This window comes from Polaribacter sp. R2A056_3_33 (assembly GCF_019278485.1).
Classification (GTDB): Bacteria; Bacteroidota; Bacteroidia; order Flavobacteriales; family Flavobacteriaceae; genus Polaribacter.
Window position 1 is genome coordinate 3,024,164 of record NZ_CP058984.1, and the last position, 18,533, is coordinate 3,042,696.

Annotated in this window: 18 protein-coding genes; 11 read left to right on the forward strand and 7 right to left on the reverse strand. The window is 31.3% G+C overall.

From position 1 onward, the window contains the following. Nucleotides 1-190 precede the first annotated feature (190 nt). The 3 genes from fsa (at nucleotide 191) to H0I29_RS12680 (ending at nucleotide 3,149) form a co-directional block, all read left to right on the forward strand. The gene (gene fsa / locus H0I29_RS12670) at nucleotides 191-844 is read left to right on the forward strand and encodes a fructose-6-phosphate aldolase (protein ID WP_165730188.1); all 654 of its coding nucleotides are present in this window, start codon (nucleotides 191-193) and stop codon (nucleotides 842-844) included. Between the two features lie 119 nt (nucleotides 845-963). Further along, on the forward strand, nucleotides 964-2,622 hold the full coding sequence (gene menD / locus H0I29_RS12675) for a 2-succinyl-5-enolpyruvyl-6-hydroxy-3-cyclohexene-1-carboxylic-acid synthase (RefSeq protein ID WP_218752637.1): 1,659 nt from the start codon (nucleotides 964-966) through the stop codon (nucleotides 2,620-2,622). Beyond that, the gene (locus tag H0I29_RS12680; RefSeq protein WP_254712624.1) at nucleotides 2,622-3,149 is read left to right on the forward strand and encodes a DNA-binding protein; all 528 of its coding nucleotides are present in this window, start codon (nucleotides 2,622-2,624) and stop codon (nucleotides 3,147-3,149) included. The genes menD and H0I29_RS12680 overlap by 1 nt, the downstream gene beginning before the upstream one ends. A 96-nt stretch (nucleotides 3,150-3,245) precedes the next feature. Here the strand turns inward: H0I29_RS12680 and H0I29_RS12685 are convergent, their stop codons facing one another. Next, on the reverse strand, nucleotides 3,246-4,373 hold the full coding sequence (locus tag H0I29_RS12685) for an alpha/beta hydrolase-fold protein (protein ID WP_254712625.1): 1,128 nt from the start codon (nucleotides 4,371-4,373) through the stop codon (nucleotides 3,246-3,248). 98 nt (nucleotides 4,374-4,471) lie between these two features. Between H0I29_RS12685 and H0I29_RS12690 the strand changes: the two genes are divergently transcribed. The 8 genes from H0I29_RS12690 (at nucleotide 4,472) to ftsY (ending at nucleotide 10,614) form a co-directional block, all read left to right on the forward strand. Continuing rightward, entirely contained in the window at nucleotides 4,472-5,311 is an 840-nt protein-coding gene (locus H0I29_RS12690; RefSeq protein ID WP_218733036.1) for a 1,4-dihydroxy-2-naphthoyl-CoA synthase, read from the forward strand. Nucleotides 5,312-5,456: 145 nt separating this feature from the next. Further along, nucleotides 5,457-6,326: a formyltetrahydrofolate deformylase gene (gene purU, locus H0I29_RS12695; protein WP_218733037.1), complete on the forward strand. Its 870-nt coding sequence runs from the start codon at nucleotides 5,457-5,459 to the stop codon at nucleotides 6,324-6,326. A 93-nt stretch (nucleotides 6,327-6,419) separates the two neighbouring features. Next, nucleotides 6,420-7,028 (forward strand): fumarylacetoacetate hydrolase family protein, encoded by a 609-nt coding sequence (locus H0I29_RS12700; protein ID WP_218752641.1) that lies wholly within the window; start codon nucleotides 6,420-6,422, stop codon nucleotides 7,026-7,028. Between the two features lie 315 nt (nucleotides 7,029-7,343). After that, nucleotides 7,344-8,591, forward strand: a complete 1,248-nt coding sequence (locus H0I29_RS12705; RefSeq protein ID WP_218752643.1) for a competence/damage-inducible protein A — start codon at nucleotides 7,344-7,346, stop codon at nucleotides 8,589-8,591. 82 nt (nucleotides 8,592-8,673) lie between these two features. Further along, a complete protein-coding gene (gene rpmB / locus H0I29_RS12710; protein WP_158838598.1) occupies nucleotides 8,674-8,913 on the forward strand; it encodes a 50S ribosomal protein L28 in 240 nt (79 codons plus the stop codon). 29 nt (nucleotides 8,914-8,942) lie between these two features. Then, the gene (gene rpmG / locus H0I29_RS12715) at nucleotides 8,943-9,125 is read left to right on the forward strand and encodes a 50S ribosomal protein L33 (protein ID WP_068449915.1); all 183 of its coding nucleotides are present in this window, start codon (nucleotides 8,943-8,945) and stop codon (nucleotides 9,123-9,125) included. Nucleotides 9,126-9,176: 51 nt separating this feature from the next. Beyond that, nucleotides 9,177-9,329 carry a DUF4295 family protein gene (locus H0I29_RS12720; RefSeq protein ID WP_218733040.1) on the forward strand — a complete coding sequence of 51 codons (153 nt, stop codon included), beginning with the start codon at nucleotides 9,177-9,179 and terminating at the stop codon, nucleotides 9,327-9,329. A 310-nt stretch (nucleotides 9,330-9,639) separates the two neighbouring features. Beyond that, complete coding sequence (ftsY, locus tag H0I29_RS12725; RefSeq protein ID WP_218733041.1) at nucleotides 9,640-10,614, forward strand: signal recognition particle-docking protein FtsY; 975 nt, start codon at nucleotides 9,640-9,642, stop codon at nucleotides 10,612-10,614. Between the two features lie 102 nt (nucleotides 10,615-10,716). On the opposite strand, the gene cysK is transcribed toward ftsY, so the two are convergent. From cysK to H0I29_RS12755, 6 genes are all read right to left on the reverse strand, one after another. Beyond that, nucleotides 10,717-11,631 carry a cysteine synthase A gene (gene cysK, locus H0I29_RS12730; protein WP_218752644.1) on the reverse strand — a complete coding sequence of 305 codons (915 nt, stop codon included), beginning with the start codon at nucleotides 11,629-11,631 and terminating at the stop codon, nucleotides 10,717-10,719. A gap of 258 nt (nucleotides 11,632-11,889) precedes the next feature. Then, the gene (locus H0I29_RS12735) at nucleotides 11,890-14,091 is read right to left on the reverse strand and encodes a M1 family metallopeptidase (RefSeq protein ID WP_218752645.1); all 2,202 of its coding nucleotides are present in this window, start codon (nucleotides 14,089-14,091) and stop codon (nucleotides 11,890-11,892) included. Between the two features lie 135 nt (nucleotides 14,092-14,226). Beyond that, nucleotides 14,227-16,347: a M1 family metallopeptidase gene (locus H0I29_RS12740; protein ID WP_218752646.1), complete on the reverse strand. Its 2,121-nt coding sequence runs from the start codon at nucleotides 16,345-16,347 to the stop codon at nucleotides 14,227-14,229. Between the two features lie 61 nt (nucleotides 16,348-16,408). Continuing rightward, nucleotides 16,409-16,834 (reverse strand): DUF6702 family protein, encoded by a 426-nt coding sequence (locus H0I29_RS12745; RefSeq protein ID WP_218733045.1) that lies wholly within the window; start codon nucleotides 16,832-16,834, stop codon nucleotides 16,409-16,411. Nucleotides 16,835-16,935: 101 nt separating this feature from the next. Then, nucleotides 16,936-17,727 carry a carboxypeptidase-like regulatory domain-containing protein gene (locus H0I29_RS12750; RefSeq protein WP_218752647.1) on the reverse strand — a complete coding sequence of 264 codons (792 nt, stop codon included), beginning with the start codon at nucleotides 17,725-17,727 and terminating at the stop codon, nucleotides 16,936-16,938. Between the two features lie 11 nt (nucleotides 17,728-17,738). Continuing rightward, entirely contained in the window at nucleotides 17,739-18,533 is a 795-nt protein-coding gene (locus H0I29_RS12755; RefSeq protein WP_218752649.1) for a carboxypeptidase-like regulatory domain-containing protein, read from the reverse strand.

Genomic DNA, 18,533 nt, shown 5'->3' on the forward strand with positions numbered 1-18,533 from the left:
TGGAAATCCTTTTTATAGTTCTTGTTAACAGACGTCATTGCGAGGAACGAAGCAATCTGTTAGTCAATTATGAGATTGCCGCATAAAGCAGAAAAAACTTTATTAGCAATGACAACTATAAAAAGATTGCAGCGTAAAGCCCGCTCGAACGCCCAAAATAAATAGAACAATTACAACTAAATATATACAAATGAAATTTTTTATTGACACTGCAAATTTAGAGCAAATTAAAGAAGCGCAAGCTTTAGGTATTTTAGACGGAGTTACTACAAACCCATCTTTAATGGCTAAAGAAGGTATTACTGGAGAAGTAAACATTATTAACCATTACAAAGAAATTTGTGAATTAGTAGAAGGTGATGTTTCTGCAGAAGTAATTTCTACAGATTTTGACGGAATGGTAAAAGAAGGTGAAGCTTTGGCTGCTTTAAACCCTCAAATTGTTGTGAAATTACCAATGATTAAAGACGGTGTAAAAGCGTGTAAATATTTTTCTTCTAAAGGAATTAAAACAAACGTAACGTTAGTGTTTTCTGCAGGTCAGGCTTTATTGGCTGCTAAAGCAGGAGCAACGTATGTTTCTCCATTTATTGGACGTTTAGACGATATTTCTACAGACGGAATGAATTTAATTAAAGAAATTCGTTTAATTTATGACAATTACGGTTTTGAAACTCAAATTTTAGCAGCTTCTGTACGTAATACAATGCACATCATTAACTGTGCAAAATTAGGATCTGACGTTATGACTGGACCTTTAAGTGCAATTGAAGGTTTGTTAAAACACCCATTAACAGATAGTGGTTTAGCTACATTTTTAGCAGATTACAAAAAAGGAAACTAGCCAACATAGTTGGTTTTTATATAATAAAGTCAGAAAGTAGAAAAATATTTTACTTTCTGACTTTTTTGTCTTTAATAACTTTTGGACTTTGTAACTTTGTCACCTTGTAATTTATAGTAATGTACCCAAAAAAAGAACTCGCACAAATTGTAATTTCAGCATGTAGTCAATTTAATATTGATACGGTTGTTATTTCTCCAGGCTCACGTAATGCTCCTTTAACAGTTGGTTTTTCTAATCATCCAGAAATAACCGCATTAAGTGTAGTAGATGAGCGTTGTGCTGCTTTTTTTGCATTAGGTATTGCGCAACAAACTCAGAAACCAGTTGCAATTGTTTGTACTTCGGGTTCTGCTTTGTTAAATTATTATCCGGCAATTGCTGAAGCGTTTTACAGTAACATTCCGTTGGTTGTAATTTCTGCAGACAGACCAAAACATTTAATAGATATTGGCGACGGACAAACCATTCGTCAAGAAAATGTTTTTGATAATCATATTTTGTTCGCTGCCAATTTAATTGAAAACGAGAAGTACAAAACACGTAATTCTCAATTAATAGGAGAAGCTTTGCAAGTAGCAGTTTCACAAAAAGGTCCTGTGCATATTAATGTTCCGTTTGATGAGCCTTTGTATGAAACGGTTGAAGAAATGCAAAGTTTTAATTTTCCACATATTTCTTTAAGTTCTTTAGATAATTCTCATATTGATTATGGTAATTTATCAAAAATATGGAATGCATCAGAAAAGAAAATGATTCTTGTTGGTGTTAATTATCCTGATGCAGATTTACATAAATTAATGGATTTGTATGCTGAGGATGAATCTGTGTTAATCTTAACAGAAACAACTTCTAATTTACATCAAGAAAAGTCTGTTAATTCTATAGATCAATTAATTTTTTCTTTGGATTATCATCAGTTTGAAGATTTAAAACCAGAAGTATTAATAACTTTTGGAGGGATGATTGTTTCTAAGAAAATTAAACAATTTTTAAGAAAATTTTCACCAAAACACCATTGGAATATTGATGAAAAGAAAGCAGTAAATACGTTTTTCTGTTTATCTGAATTTATACAAATAAAGCCAGTTGATTTCTTTTCGAAATTTAATAGAACAATAATAAAAAAAGAAAGTAAGTATCAACAAAAATGGTTGCAATTCCGTGATGAAAAACGCATAAAACACCAAGAATATTTATCAAAAGCAACACATTCAGATTTTAAAGTTTTTGAACAGGTTGTAGAGAGTATTCCTGCCAATAGTCAGTTGCAAATTAGCAACAGTTCTATAATTAGATACGCACAATTATTTTCTATAGATAATTCGAATACCGTTTTTTGTAATAGGGGAACAAGCGGAATTGACGGAAGTACTTCAACGGCAATTGGTGCTGCTTTTGCAAATGAAAATCAGACGGTTTTTATTACAGGAGATATTAGTTTTTTCTATGATAGTAATGCATTGTGGAATGCTAACATACCTAAAAACTTTAGAATTATTTTAATTAATAATTCTGGAGGTGGAATTTTTAAAATTATTCCAGGACCAGGAGCTACCAATGCTTCAAAATATTTTGAAACTCCGCATACGTTAACTGCAGCGCATTTATGTAAAATGTATCATTTCGATTATTTACAAGCAGATACTACAGAAAGAGTACAAGAACATTTACAAGGTTTTTATGAAACATCAGAAAAACCAAAAATATTAGAAATCTTTACGCCAAGTGAAGAAAATAATTTAATTTTAAAAGAATATTTTAAATACATACAATAATGAGTTTACAAGAAGATTTATACGACCAAGAAGAGAACTTACAAGATGACGAAAATAACTCGGAAGAGGTAGAGATGTACTTGAAAGAGGGAGAGAAAGTCAGCTTAGTAATTGAAACAGAAACAAATTTAGGATACACAGTTTTAATTAATGAAGAATTTGATGGTTTACTTTTTAGAAGTGAAGTTTTTCAGGAATTGGAAGAAAACATGGAGGTTGTTGGTTATGTGAAACAAATTCGTGAAGATGGAAAAATAGATGTTTCTTTGAGACCACAAGGTTTTAGAAATGTTATTGATTCTGATGTAGAAAAAGTATTGACAAAGCTAAAAGAAAGTAGAGAAGGTTTTTTATTGTTAACAGATAAAAGTTCTCCAGATTCTATCCGTTTTCATATGAAAATGAGTAAAAAAGCCTTTAAAAAAGCAGTAGGAAATTTATATAGACAAAAACTAATTCTTATCAAAGAAGATAGAATAGAGTTGTGTAACATGAGTATTCAGTCGTCAGTTAGCAGTAGGCAGTAAAAATGTTTTTAATTAATAGTATTTGTTATTTTTTAACGAATATAGATTTTTTTAATTTTGCATACTGCATACTGCATACTGCATACTGCATACTTTTTACCTCCCGCCTAATCTTAGAATATTTTCATAAAACCTATCCGCATTTGGGTCTGCAGGATCCATTTTTCCGTAACCAATCTTATACTGTACAATTGCTTTATTAATTTGTTTACTGCTTTCGTAAAATTTACCAATATAGTAATCACCTAGTGGAGATGAAGGGTATAGTTTTAAAATCATTTTACCAAAAGGAAGTAACTGATCTCCATTTTCCTTTTCCATAATTAATTTCTCGATAGCAAAAATATCACTTTCTCTTATTCCTAAATTACTTCCAAAAAGAAAATCAATTTCTAAGTATTTGTTTTCTAAATAAGCAATAGCATCTGATGGCGATAGATTTTTTATGTTTTTGTCAAATTCCTCTTTAGAAATGGCAGAGTACACTTGAAAAACTTGATTTAGTGCTCTAGGAATCGCTTCACCAATAGCAGATATGCTACTTGGAGTATTAATGGTGTCGTTTATAATGTTAAGGTTTTTTATCTCTAAAGATTTTAAGCCTCCTTGTAATTCTCCTATTTTAGTCTGTTTATCAACAGAAAACGATGTAGAATTGTTAATGTATAGGTAAAAAGTATTGTCTTCCTTTTCGTATCTCGGTAAATTATAACTTTGCAATTGCTGTCCTATAAAATCAGAAAAAAGAGGGTTTATACAGATGTAAGAATTGATAAGTGGAATTTTTTCTCCTAAAAAAAAGGATACTAAGTTTGCAGAAGTACCTTGACCAACAATAGAAATAAAAGGAGAAGTATTGTAATTGCTTTCTATTTCAAAAATAACTTCATCTTTTATAAATTGATAAAATTTCTTGTTATCTACAGTAAATTCGCCTGTAGTTACATTAAAATAGGTGTCTTTTTTTCTGGTTTTAGCCATTTCAATTCCTACCACAATTTGTTTTGGAGCTTTGTCTTTAGCTGCAAATAACACAGAATTCCCTACATACATATCAAACAAAAGCTCACTATCTAAAACAACTGCTAAAGGATAATTTTTGTCCTCTTCAGGATCATAACCTTCTGGTAAATATATTTTTATGTCCCTTTTATCATCTGCGTAATCAGAGATAATTGTTTTATTTATTATTTTTTGTGCATACCCGCTAAGGCAAATCAACATAAATATTAGGGTGAACGATTTCTTTATCATAAATTTGAATCTTTATTTTTGTAACCAATTTTTTTGTTCTTCTAAAAGAACGTCCAAAATACAAAATTATGATACAACCCGAGTGGAAAACTGTTAAAGAATACGAAGACATTACCTATAAAAAGTGTAATGGAGTTGCTAGAATTGCATTTAATAGACCTAATGTTAGAAATGCTTTTAGACCAAAAACAACTAAAGAACTATACGATGCTTTTTACGATGCAGGCGAAGATGTAAATATTGGCGTTGTGCTACTTTCTGCGGAAGGACCAAGTACCAAAGACGGTGTGTATTCTTTTTGTTCTGGAGGAGATCAAAAAGCACGAGGACACCAAGGTTATGTTGGTGACGATGGTTATCACAGATTAAATATATTAGAAGTACAGCGTTTAATCCGATTTATGCCAAAAGCAGTTATTGCTGTGGTACCAGGTTGGGCAGTTGGTGGCGGACACAGTTTACATGTAGTTTGCGATTTAACTTTAGCTTCTAAAGAAAACGCTATTTTTAAACAAACAGATGCAGATGTAACTTCTTTTGATGGTGGTTATGGTTCTGCATATTTGGCAAAAATGGTTGGGCAAAAAAGAGCTAGAGAAATCTTTTTCTTAGGAAGAAATTACTCTGCGCAAGAGGCTTATGAAATGGGGATGGTAAATGCCGTTATTCCTCATGACGAATTAGAAGACACCGCTTATGAGTGGGCACAAGAAATTTTAGAAAAAAGTCCGACTTCTATAAAAATGCTAAAGTTTGCTATGAACTTAACAGACGACGGAATGGTTGGTCAACAAGTTTTTGCAGGAGAAGCAACAAGACTTGCTTATATGACTGATGAAGCAAAAGAAGGAAGAGATGCTTTTCTTGAAAAGAGAAAACCAAACTTCCCTAAAAAATGGATACCATAGATGATTAGGTAATTTCAGTTTAAAGCCGTAGTATTTAGTTTAGTAATATGTTTGAGCTTGCTCTAAAAGAAATAAATAATTAAAACTCCAAATTACCCAGTTTGCAGTTCCTTCCTGTCGGGAAGGTTAGGATGGGCAGTTTTTTATGAAACCACAAGTAGTCTCTTTTTTAATAAAATGTCCAGATCAAAAAGGATTGGTAGCTAAAATTACCACTTTTTTTTATGAAAATGGATTCAATATTTTAAGTTCTCAACAGTATGTAAATTCTGTTGAGAATACATATTTTATGAGAGTTCGTTTAAATGCTGATGGAACAAATATTTCTAAAGAAGCATTAGAAAATAACTTTCAACAACTAGCAACACCTTTGCGTATAGATTGGTCTGTTAATTATGGCGATAAAAAACAAAATGTAGCCATTATGGTTTCGCATACTAGTCATAATTTATATGATTTGTTAGAACGCTCTAAAGAAGGACGTTTAGACTGTAATGTAAAAATGATTATCAGTAATCATAATAAATTAAGATATGTTGCAGATATGTTTAATATTCCTTTTTATCATTTGCCAGTTACAAAGGAGACCAAAAGAGATCAAGAAGATCAAGTTGTGCAATTGCTAGATGCTAATGAAGTAGATTTAGTTATTATGGCGAGGTATATGCAGATTTTATCTTCAGATTTTATCAAACATTATCCAGAGAAAATCATCAATATTCATCATTCTTTTTTACCAGCTTTTCAAGGAGCAAATCCGTATAAAAAAGCCTATGAAAGAGGGGTGAAGTTAATTGGAGCAACAGCACATTATGCAACGGTAGATTTAGATGAAGGCCCAATTATTGAGCAAGATGTAAAGCCGGTAACGCACGAAAGTACACCAACAACCTTAAAGAGGATTGGTGCAGATATAGAGAAATTGGTGTTGGCAAGAGCGGTTAAAAACCACTTGAATCATCAAATAATAGTTTCAGGAAATAGAGCTATTGTTTTTCCGGAAGCAGGAGAGTAAAAAAGTATGCAGTAATTCAGTTGCAGTTGGCAGTTTAGAGTTATAACATACTTTAATTATAATTTTAAACCATTTAATTTTCAATACATAAAAATGAAAATAATTTGTATTGGGCGCAATTACGCAAAACACATAGAAGAATTAGCAAATGAAAGACCAGAGAATCCTGTTGTTTTTCTAAAGCCAGATTCTGCTATTTTACCAAGAAAAAATCCATTTTTTATTCCGCCTTTTTCTGATGACGTTCATTATGAAGTAGAGGTGTTGGTAAAAATAAATAAAGTAGGTAAACATATTGATGCAAAATTTGCTCATAAATATTATGATGAAGTCGGATTAGGAATCGATTTTACCGCAAGAGATGTACAAGCAAAATGCAAGGAAAAAGGTTTGCCTTGGGAAAAAGCAAAAGCATTTGACGGAAGTGCCGTTATTGGTGAGTTTTATCCGAAAGAAGAATTTGATTTAGAGAACTTAAAATTTCAATTGTATAAAAATAATGAAATTGTTCAGGATGGTAACACCAATGCTATGTTGTGGAAAACCGATGAACTAATTGCTTATGTTTCTCAATATTTCACCTTAAAAAAAGGAGATATTATTTTTACAGGTACACCAGCAGGTGTTGGAAAAGTTGTAGAAAACGATAACTTAAAAGGTGTTATTGAAGGGAAAGAAGCTTTTAATATTAGAGTAAAGTAGGTTGATAAACTTTACGATACAAATAATAGCATCAATATTTGTTGGGATTTGTTTTATGTATTTGGCTAAAAGGTTTGAAAAAAATAATATCTTTTATTTTTGTATAGGTTTTTTTGTCTCTCTTGCAATCCGAATTATTTATTTACTTATTTATGGCTTTTTTACAGATTTTAAACTTCAGCAAGATTTTGAATCTAATAGAAATTTATCGGTCTTATTGAGTGTTATTCTTTCATATTTCCTTTTCGTTTTTTTACGAAAAAGATTAAAGAATAAAAATTTAGATTATCAAAATATAAATGAAATAGGCGCATAATGAATGCAGAAATTATTACAATAGGAGATGAAATCCTAATTGGTCAGATTGTTGATACCAATTCACAATTTATTGGTCAGGAATTAAATAAAATAGGAGTTTCAGTTTATCAAATTACTTCCATTCAAGATGATAGGCAACATATTCTTAACGCTTTAAAGGAAGCGCAAGAAAGAGTAGATATTGTTATTTTAACAGGTGGTTTAGGACCTACAAAAGATGATATCACTAAAAAAACAATTGCAGAATATTTTAATGATCATCAATTAATAGAATATCCAGAAGTAATTGAGCAAATAAAAGAGATGTTTATAAAAGTAAACCATCCTTTTAATGAAGTGCAAAGGTATCAGGCGCAATTGCCTTCAAAAGCAACCTTATTAAAGAATGTTTTTGGTACGGCACCCGGAATGTGGTTTTACGAAAACGAGACTGTCTTTGTGTCACTTCCAGGAGTTCCGTATGAAATGAAAGGTTTAATTACCAATGAGGTATTGCCTAAAATTCAACAGCAGTTTAAATTACCTTTCATTCTTCATAAGACAATTATGACCTATGGACAAGGTGAAAGCATGATTGCAGAAAGAATTGAAGATTTCGAAAACAATTTACCACCTTATATTAAGTTGGCCTATTTACCTTCATTTGGTAAAGTGAGGTTGCGTTTATCCGCCAAAGGCGCTCATAAAGAAATTTTAGAAAAAGAACTGAATGATAAAGTTGCAGAAATTTATCAATTAATACCTGAAATTATTACTGGTTTAGATGACGATAGTTCTTTAGAAAAAAGAGTAGGGGCATTATTAAAAAGAAATAATGAAACAATTTCTACAGCAGAAAGCTTAACTGGAGGTCAAATTGCAGCAAATTTAGTGTCTGTTGCAGGTTCATCGGACTATTATAAAGGTAGTTTAATAACGTATTCTGCAGAAACAAAAATTAATTTATTAGGTGTTTCCGCAGAAACGATTGATAAATATAGCGTTGTTAGTAAGGAGGTAGCTTTAGAAATGGCAAGAGGAGTGAAGGCTAAATTGCAGACAAATTATGCAATTGCAGTTACTGGTAATGCAGGACCAAGTACAGATAATACAGACAAAAGTGTAGGTATTGTGTATATTGCTTTTATATCGGATACTATAGAGTTGGTGCAAGAATTTGACTTTGGCCAGCCAAGAGAAAAAGTAATTAATAGAACGGTAAGTAAGGCTTTAGAAATAGCAAATAAAGAAATTCTTAAAAAATAATTAAAATTATTTTGTTCAGAATTAGATTTAAGTGTATATTTGCACCTCGTTTAGAGATAACACTATAAATACTGTCGAAAAGATGTCTAGAGTTTGTGAATTAACAGGTAAAAAAGCAATGGTTGGGAACAATGTATCTCATGCTTTAAATAGAACTAAGAGAAAGTTTGACGCTAATCTAATGACCAAGCGTTTTTATATCCCAGAAGAAGATAAATGGATAACATTAAAAGTTTCTGCTTCTGCATTAAAAAATATTAACAAGAAAGGAATTTCTTCAGTTATAAAAGACGCGAGAGCTAACGGATTTTTAACTAAATAAGCGCTCAAGCGATTTAAAATTTTATACAAATGGCAAAAAAAGGTAACAGAGTTCAGGTAATTTTAGAATGCACAGAGCATAAAGCTTCTGGTAAAGCAGGTACTTCTAGATACATTACAACAAAGAACAAAAAGAACACTCCTGATAGAATGGAAATTAAAAAATTCAATCCTATCTTAAAGAAAATGACTGTTCACAAAGAAATTAAATAATTAAACTGTCTAGAACTCAGAATAGAGCACATAGATTAAAAAACTTAGACAATGGCAAAGAAAACAGTAGCATCGTTACAAACATCTTCAAAAAGATTAAGTAAAGCTATCAAAATGGTAAAATCTCCTAAATCTGGAGCTTATACTTTCGTAGAAACTATTTTAGATCCTTCTAAAGTAGATGCTTTTTTAGCAAAAAAGTAGTAATTACTACATAAAAATATATAAAACTACTTTCTAATTTAGAAGGTAGTTTTTTTTGTGTCTTATAATTACGTATTTTTGGGCGTTTCCTAAAAAGGTCGCGCTTTACATTATATCTTTTCTTAGACTGTTATGGTTAAGAAAATTTTGTGGTTTTAATGAAAATCTTTAAATTTAAAATAAATAATTATATTTATAAGAAAAGGATGTCATTTCAATCGCTAACGCAAGCTTTTTTAGTGACAATTTGACCAAACCCAACAAGTGGCACGTTTTTTAACGTATTGCTATTATAGTATAAAAGATAAAAATGAGTTTTTTTAAAAAAATATTTTCAAAAGAAAAAAAAGAAACCTTAGACAAGGGATTAGAAAAGTCTAAGGAAAGTTTCTTTGGCAAACTAACCAAAGCTGTTGCAGGTAAATCTAAGGTAGATGATGCTGTTTTAGACAATCTAGAAGAAATATTAGTAGCTTCTGATGTTGGTGTAGGTACAACGCTTAAAGTTATTGAAAGAATAGAAGATAGAGTTGCCAAAGACAAATATGTTGGTACAGATGAATTAAATAGAATTCTACGTGAGGAAATTGCAGGCTTACTTTCTGAAACCAATATTGGTAACGAAACTGAATTTGTAATTCCGGAAATCCCTAAAGACAAGGACGGTAATAAAATGCCTTATGTTTTAATGGTAGTTGGTGTAAATGGAGTTGGTAAAACAACTACTATTGGTAAATTAGCCGCACAATTTAAAAAGCAAGGATTAAAAGTTGTTTTAGGTGCAGCAGATACTTTTAGGGCAGCAGCAATAGATCAATTACAAGTGTGGGCAGACAGAACAGGTGTACCAATTGTACGTCAAGAAATGGGATCTGATCCAGCTTCTGTAGCTTTTGATACTTTAAAATCTGCAGTAAATCAAGATGCAGATGTTGTTATTATAGATACCGCTGGTCGTTTACATAATAAGATAAACCTAATGAATGAGTTGACCAAGATAAAACGTGTTATGCAAAAAGTGGTAGCAGATTCTCCACATGATGTATTGTTAGTTTTAGATGGTTCTACTGGTCAGAATGCTTTTGAACAAGCAAAGCAATTTACTTTAGCAACAGAAGTTACTTCTTTAGCAGTTACTAAATTAGATGGTACGGCAAAAGGTGGAGTTGTTATTGGTATTTCAGATCAATTTAAAATTCCTGTAAAATATATTGGAGTAGGAGAAGGAATTGATGATTTACAAGTGTTTAATAAACATGAATTTGTAGATTCATTTTTTAAATAAACCAATCTTATTTTATAAATATCTGAAATAAATTCAGATAGACAAAAAAAGAAGCCTCACAAATTGTGAGGCTTTTTCTATGATTATACTTTTTGTAAATTATTATTCTGTTAAAAGACCTTCTACAGAAAGATAACGTTCTCCAGTATCATAATTCATGGTTAATATAACTTCTTCACCTTTTAAGGTTGCTAACTGTTTTCTAACAGCCGCTAAAGAGGCTCCTGTAGAAATACCTACTAAGATTCCTTCTGTTTTTGCAATGTTTTTAACTTCTGCAAATGCTTCTTCATTCGTTATTTTAACAGCACCATCAATTATGTCTTTATTGAATGTTTCAGGAAAGAAGCCTGGTCCAATTCCTTGTAATTTATGAGGTCCTGGTTCGCCTCCAGAAATAATAGAAGATCCTGTAGGTTCCACTGCCAATACTTTTATACTGGGATATTTTTCTTTTAAAACCTCTGCCATACCTGTAATATGTCCGCCAGTTCCAACACCAGTAATTAAATAATCTAAACCTTCAGGAAAGTCGTTTACTACTTCTTGAGCAGTAGTTTTATGATGGATTTCTGGGTTTGCAGGATTTGTAAATTGCGATGGCATCCACGCATTTTTATTTTCAGCGACCATTTTGTGCGCCTTTGCGATAGTACCTCCTAAACCAAGTTCTTTAGGGGTAAGTACTAAATTAGCTCCGTAAGCTTTCATTAAAGCACGTCTTTCTACGGACATAGATTCTGGCATCACTAAAGTAAGCTTCAAGTTTTTTACAGCAGCTACCATTGCTAAACCAACACCAGTATTACCAGAGGTTGGTTCTATAATTTCTGTATCTTTATTTATTAGGTTCTTGCTTTCAGCATCTTCAATCATTGCCAATGCAATTCTATCCTTAATACTTCCACCTGGGTTTGCTTTTTCTAGTTTCATCCAAACATTTGCATTTGGAAATAATTTTGCCAATCGTACAACCGGTGTGTTACCGATACCTTCTAATATATTATTGATTTTCATGAAAATTTTATATTTAGTTTGTATTGTTATTTCTTAGAGTACTAAGTTAGAAAATTCAGTTAAAATAGCCTTAGTATTAATCCTAATTTAATTCTAATTTAATCCTAAATTAGAAATAGGAGTTTTAACATTTCTTAAAAAGTATGGTGTTTTATAGAATTCCTTAAAAGGACTAAAGTAAGTTGCTTGTAAAGTTATATCATAAAAAAAAGCCCCACAAATGTGAGGCTTTTTATATGAGAATAAGTAATCAGTTACTTATTGATTTACTTTACTTTTAAATTTATCAAACTCATTAGATTCTTTTTTAGGCCAGCTATTGTTAGAAGTATCTACATCTGCTGTTTCAAAATCTGGATCTACAGTTATGCTTGTAATTTCTTTGGTAGAAGAAAAAACTCTTTTAGCACTAGTGTCATTTTTCATCCAAATCTGTGCAGGAAATGTTTGTTTATCAGTGGTACCATCTGCATAGGTTAATCCTACAATAATTGGCATTACTAAACCTCCTGGTTTTTCAAATTCTACTGCATATAAATAAGAAGGAACTTCTTTGCCATTTGTGTGAGCATCCATTGCTTTTGCATTGGCATCTTCTTTTTTATCTGTGATGTAAACTAATTCTCCTAAACCATCAAAATATTGCTTGTATTGTTCTTTTAACTTTGTAACTCTTTCATTAGGTTTGTCTGTTAAATATAAAGGTTTTACTTCTTTAATACCGATGTCTGTTACATCTGTAGTATAGAACCAACCTCTCCAAAACCAATCTAAATCCATCGCAGAAGCATCTTCCATTGTTCTAAAAAAATCAGAAGGTGTTGGGTGTTTAAACATCCATCTTTGCGAGTAGGTTCTAAATGCGTGGTCAAATAATTCTGGTCCCATAATAGTTGTACGCAAAATGTATAAAGCCGCTGCAGGTTTTGTGTATGCGTTTGGTCCAAATTGTTTTACGTAATCTCCTTGAGACATAATAGGGGAGATATTACTTTGGTCTCCGCCCATGTATCTTGTTATTTCTTTAGCTGGATTTTTTGAAAACAAATCATAATCATAAGAAAACTCTGCTAATATTTCTACAAAAGAGTTTAAACCTTCATCCATCCAAGTCCATTGTCTTTCATCAGAATTTACAATCATCGGGAAAAAGTTATGACCTACTTCGTGAACAATTACTCCAATCATTCCTTTTTTCGTTCTATCAGAATAGGTTCCATCAGGATTAGGACGACCAAAGTTGAAACAAATCATTGGGTATTCCATTCCTTGTCTTTCTGAGTGTACAGAAATTGCTTTAGAATATGGGTAGTCAAACGTTAATTTAGAATATTCTATTAAAGTGTGTGCAACTGCTCTTGTAGAGTGCTCTTCCCATAAAGGATTTCCTTCTTTAGGATATAAAGAAACCGCCATTACGGTTTTCCCATTTATGTTGGTAGCCATGGCATCCCAAATATATTTTCTAGAGGATGCGAAAGCGAAATCTCTAACTTTTTCAGCTTTAAATGTCCAAGTTTTTGTTTTGGTAGCACGCCCTTTTTCTGCTTCTTCAGCTTCGGCTTGTGTAACAATCATTACTGGGTTATCAAAAGTTTTTCTTGCTTTTTCCCAACGATTACGTTGTGTCTTCGTTAAGACATTTTTTTCGTTCTGTAAATCACCAGTTGCATCTACAATATGATCAGCAGGTACCGTTATGTTTACTTCATAGTCTCCAAACTCTAAAGCAAATTCACTACGACCCCAGAATTGCATATTTTGCCATCCTTCTACATTGTTATATACCGCTAATCTTGGAAAGAATTGTGCAATAGTATAGTTGTTGTTTCCGTCAGGGAAAGTTTCTAAACCAGAACGTCCACCATCTTTATTAATATCGTTGATTTTATAATTCCATTTAATTCTAAATTTAAAAGTATCTCCAGACGCTAATGGTTTAGGTAAATTAATACGCATCATGGTTCTGTTGATAAAGTGTGATAAAGGTTTACCATTACTTTCTACTTCTTCAATATTAAAACCAAAACCTTTCCCTTCATTCATAAAGTCTTTTTGGAAATTTTCAGGAGTTATAAAAGGAGTTGCTCCAGTAGATTGAGCTAAAGGTGTTTTAGAATCATCTGCTCTCATGTTTTGATCTAACTGTACCCATAAATACTCTAATTGATCCTTAGAGTTATTGTGATACGTAATTGTTTCATCTCCATAAATTTTATTAGTGCTTTCTTCTAAACGAATGTCCATTACATAATCAACTTTTTGTTGCGTGTATTGACTTCCTGGTGCACCAGAAGCAGCATGTTGATCATTAGGAGTTGCCAAAACATCTTTTAGTTGTCTAAACTTGTTTTGGTCTGTGTGCCCTTGTAGGGTTTTACTTTCTTCTTTTTTTTCTTGTGCAAAAGTACCTGCAGCAACAAAAAATAAAGAAAATACGAATAAAGTGAATTTTTTCATTTGAGTTATTTGAATTAAAAGTGAGCTAAACTATGAATATTGTTGGATATTTGTTAAAAAAAGTTAAAACTTTAACAAATTTTTATAAAAAAAAGCGATATGTTGTCATATCGCTTTTAATTATTTATCTTTTTGTTATCCTTTTATTTTACTTTTAAATTTATCAAACTTATTGTTTGTTTCTTTTGGCCAGCTATTGTTACTTGTATCTACATCGGCAGTTTCTAGCTCTGGGTCTATTACAATACTTTCTATTTGTTTCGATGAAGAAAAAACTTTTGTTATTTCAGCATCATCATATCTCCAAATTTGTGCAGGATATGTTTTCTTTTCTTTAGTACCATCTTTATAATTGAACTCTACTATAATTGGCATCACTAAACCACCAGGTTTATTATAGGTAATTTCATAATGATATTTACCATGTGTATTAGAAAAACCTAAACCTTCTGTAGTATCTTCGGTAAACTCTACACTATCATTATCTGTTTTTGTGTAAAATTTCTTCACACCTTTAATACCTATATCTGTTACATCAGTTGTATAAAACCAACCTCTCCAAAACCAATCTAAATCTACACCAGAAGCATCTTCCATTGTTCTAAAGAAATCAGCAGGAGTTGGGTGTTTAAACATCCATCTTTGAGAATACGTTCTAAATGCATGATCAAATAATTCATGTCCCATTATAGTTTCTCTTAAAATCCATAGCGCAGTTGCTGGTTTACCGTAGGCATTATTTCCAAATTCATAAACATTATCTCCTTTAGACATAATTGGAGAAATTTTAGATTGATCTCCGCTCATATAACGTACAATGTTTTTAGGCAAACCTCTACTTAGTGGATAATCTTCTTCATAAGCCATCATAGCTAACATTTGTACATAAGAGTTTAAACCTTCATCCATCCATGTCCATTGTCTTTCATCAGAATTTACAATCATCGGAAAGAAATTATGTCCAACTTCGTGAATTGTCACACCAATAGTTCTGTATTTTTGTCTATCAGAATAACCACCATCTGGTAAATCTGGTCTTCCAGGATTAAAACAAATTTGTGGATATTCCATACCCATTTGTCCGTCTACAGAAATTGCCTTGTGATATGGGTAATCAAAAGTATATTTAGAATATGTTTTTAAAGTTTGTACAACTGCTCTTGTAGAGTGATCTCCATATAAAGGATTTGCTTCTTTAGAGTATAAAGAATAAGCCATTACAGTTCTACCATTAATATCTACTGCCATTGCATCCCAAATAAATTTTCTAGAGGTTGCAAATGCATAATCTCTTACATTTTCAGCATAAAATTTCCAAGTTTTTGTTTTCTTAGATTTTGTTTTTTCAATTTTTGTAGCTTCTTTTTGAGTACGGATTATAATAGGGGCATCAAAAGAAGTTTTTGCTTTTTCTAATCTTTTTAATTCAGTCTTGGTTAAAACTTCACTTTCATTCTTTAAAACTCCAGTTGCACCTAACATGTGATCGTCTGGTGTAGTAATATTTACGGTGTAATCTCCAAACTCTAAGGCAAATTCAGATCTACCCCAAAATTGGTCATTTTGCCAACCTTCTACATTATCATAAACACATAATCTTGGAAAGAATTGAGCAATTACATAATTTTTGTTTTCGTTTTCTTCAAAATATTCATAACCAGATCTACCTCCTTGAGTTCTATGGTTATTAATGTTATACCACCATTCTATTTTAAACTTGTAAGTTTCTCCTGATGCTAATGGTTCAGCTAAATTAATACGCATCATTGTTTGATTGATCGTATAAGATAATTTTGCACCATCATTTGTTGTTACACTAGTAATTTTAAAACCACCATCAAAAGCTTCTTCAGGATAAGCTCTATCAAAACGAGCTTTGCTAAGTTTAGTAGGTACTTTACTAGATTGAATATCTGGAGTTTTAGAATCTGCAGCTCTCATATTTTGGTCTAATTGTACCCATAAATATGTTAATTCGTCTGCAGAGTTGTTGTGGTATGTAATGGTTTCTGCACCTGTAATTCTGCTTTTTTCATCATCTAAAACAATGTCCATTACGTAATCTACCTTCTGTTGTGTGTAGTTTTTACCTGGCGCTCCAGAAGCAGTTCTTTGCTCATTAGGGGTTGCTAACACATCTTTAAGCTGTCTAAACTTGTTTTGGTTTGTGTGACCTTGTTTTGTGGTTGTTTCTTGGCCAAAAACAGCTGATCCAACAAAAAATACACTTAATAGTAAGAATGTAATTTTTTTCATTTGTACTTGAATTGATTAGCGGTACAAATTAAGAATAAGTTAGAGAAAAAGTTAAAATGAGTTAAAATTTTAACAAACCTTTATCATTCTTTGCGGTTAATAGAATACTTTTGTGCTTTTTGCCAACTTTACTCTTTATTAAATTTTCTTGTTGTGGAAAGTGTTTGGTTAAGATTTTATTGGTAACTTCTATGTTGTTAAGCTCTTTAACGTCTTCAATTTCTAAATAAAAATAGACCAAATCTCCATCATATTCTTTACCGATATAGTTAAAATTTCTAGGAACATCATTTACCTTTAAATGGAGTTTACTGTTTAAGTATTTAATAAAATAAACGTCGTTATCTTTTAGTTCTTCTTTAGTGGTAAGTTGTAAATCAATATTGTAGTCTTTATTTAGGGCGAGTTCAATATCATCCATAAAAACATTGATTGTTATCTGAACAGCTTGCAATTCACTTCTATACTCAATTTGAGTGAGGCTCAAATAATACTTATGAGCGGAGAAGGATAGTAGGGGAATTATTAATAAAATTAAAATAGATTTTTTAGTATTCATGCTGGTTTTAAAATAATTATTCTGCCAATTTACTCTTTTTTTATGATTTTTAAATAAGGCATACTTTCTTTCTGAAAAATTTTGATGAGTTCTAAAATATTACCTTCTTTGTGAAGACGTTCTATATCTAAAGGATTACAATAGTCTAGAAAATGAAAGTAATTGTCTTTCGGGATTTTTAATTCTTCAAAGAAAAATGGTTCACCAAGTTCAGATAGTATTTTATATGGAACTTCTTTTTTACGTTTTAATTCTTTGTTTAATAAACTCTCTTTATCTTTAAAAGGTATTACTACTTTAGCTCCAACACCACCAAACATTTGTGTAGGATCTGTTTCAACTTTTTGTGGTCTTACTCTTTTGTCTATATAATCATCTTCTTCAGCTCGTTTTAAATTCACGTTAGAAAAACCCATAACCTTTCTTAATAAGGAATCTCTTTTATCTGTAGGTACTTCCTTTAAATCAATTCCTAATCGTCCTGTTAAATTGTGTTTTTTTAGTTCGAATTCATCTAAAACATAAGTACTGGGTTTTAGTTTTATAATGATGAATTTATTGTTGATATTTTGTTTCGTCACATAAAACTTTCTTGTAACGTACTGTATCGATGAAATACGTAATGAGTCTCCTTGCGAAACATATATTCTAAAAGTACCGTCATCCGAAGAAAAAGTACCTTGGTTTGTTTTTAGGTTGATAATATTTGCATTTTTAATGATACCTAAAGAATCTATTACTTTTCCATTAATCAGTACTTGTTGCGCTAAAGAATTAGAAGCTAAAATGAATACATAAAGTTGAAGTAGTTTTATAATCATAGAAAAATAATTTATTCTTTTTTTATGATTTGTAAATAAGGCACACTTTCTTTCTTAAAAATTTTGATGAGTTCTAAAATCTTACCTTCTTTATGAAGGCGTTCTATGCCTAAAGGATTACAGTATTCTAGAAAATGAAAGTAATTGTCTTTCGGGATTTTTAATTCTTCAAAGAAAAATGATTCACCCAGTTCTATTAGTATTTTATCTGGAACTGCTTTTTTACGATTCAACTCTTTACGTAATAGTAGGTCTTTAAATTTAAAAGGAATTGATGCGCTGCCGCCACCACCACCAAATGAATTTGCAACTGTGTTAACAATTGAAGGTTTCATTCTTATATTTGCATCAATTCTTGTGTCTACGAGTTTAAAATTAACTTTAGAAAAATCTAAGTTTTTTTGTAATAAAGAATCTTTTCTATCTGTTGGTACCTCTTTTATATCGACACCTAACCTTCCTATTAAATGATGCTTTTTTAATTCAAATTCATCTAAAACAAACGTATTTGTACCCAATCTAATGGTAATAAATTTATTGTTGATAATCTCTTTGCTTATTCTTAGTTTTCTGGTAATATGCTGCACAGACGAAACTTGTAAAGAATCTCCTTCTTTAGCATAGATTCTAAACACTCCATCATCCGAAGAAAAAGTCCCTTTATTAGTTTTTAGGTTGATGATGTTCACATTCTTGACAGTACCCAAAGAGTCTACAACTTTACCTGAAATTAAGGTTTGCCTTTCTTGGGATAAAGAGGTGCATGTTACAAAAAATAATAAAAATTGAAGTAGATTTTTTTCCAT

Bases quoted from the DNA above. Each gene is read 5' to 3' on its own strand.
- rpmG (WP_068449915.1), top strand. From the start codon at position 8,943: ATGGCAAAAAAAGGTAACAGAGTTCAGGTAATTTTAGAATGCACAGAG.
- rpmB (WP_158838598.1), top strand. From the start codon at position 8,674: ATGTCTAGAGTTTGTGAATTAACAGGTAAAAAAGCAATGGTTGGGAAC.
- H0I29_RS12690 (WP_218733036.1), top strand. From the start codon at position 4,472: ATGATACAACCCGAGTGGAAAACTGTTAAAGAATACGAAGACATTACC.
- H0I29_RS12680 (WP_254712624.1), top strand. From the start codon at position 2,622: ATGAGTTTACAAGAAGATTTATACGACCAAGAAGAGAACTTACAAGAT.
- H0I29_RS12735 (WP_218752645.1), bottom strand. From the start codon at position 14,091: ATGAAAAAATTCACTTTATTCGTATTTTCTTTATTTTTTGTTGCTGCA.
- cysK (WP_218752644.1), bottom strand. From the start codon at position 11,631: ATGAAAATCAATAATATATTAGAAGGTATCGGTAACACACCGGTTGTA.
- H0I29_RS12740 (WP_218752646.1), bottom strand. From the start codon at position 16,347: ATGAAAAAAATTACATTCTTACTATTAAGTGTATTTTTTGTTGGATCA.
- H0I29_RS12700 (WP_218752641.1), top strand. From the start codon at position 6,420: ATGAAAATAATTTGTATTGGGCGCAATTACGCAAAACACATAGAAGAA.
- purU (WP_218733037.1), top strand. From the start codon at position 5,457: ATGAAACCACAAGTAGTCTCTTTTTTAATAAAATGTCCAGATCAAAAA.
- H0I29_RS12750 (WP_218752647.1), bottom strand. From the start codon at position 17,727: ATGATTATAAAACTACTTCAACTTTATGTATTCATTTTAGCTTCTAAT.
- H0I29_RS12685 (WP_254712625.1), bottom strand. From the start codon at position 4,373: ATGTTGATTTGCCTTAGCGGGTATGCACAAAAAATAATAAATAAAACA.
- H0I29_RS12755 (WP_218752649.1), bottom strand. From the start codon at position 18,533: ATGGAAAAAAATCTACTTCAATTTTTATTATTTTTTGTAACATGCACC.
- fsa (WP_165730188.1), top strand. From the start codon at position 191: ATGAAATTTTTTATTGACACTGCAAATTTAGAGCAAATTAAAGAAGCG.
- menD (WP_218752637.1), top strand. From the start codon at position 964: ATGTACCCAAAAAAAGAACTCGCACAAATTGTAATTTCAGCATGTAGT.
- H0I29_RS12720 (WP_218733040.1), top strand. From the start codon at position 9,177: ATGGCAAAGAAAACAGTAGCATCGTTACAAACATCTTCAAAAAGATTA.
- ftsY (WP_218733041.1), top strand. From the start codon at position 9,640: ATGAGTTTTTTTAAAAAAATATTTTCAAAAGAAAAAAAAGAAACCTTA.
- H0I29_RS12705 (WP_218752643.1), top strand. From the start codon at position 7,344: ATGAATGCAGAAATTATTACAATAGGAGATGAAATCCTAATTGGTCAG.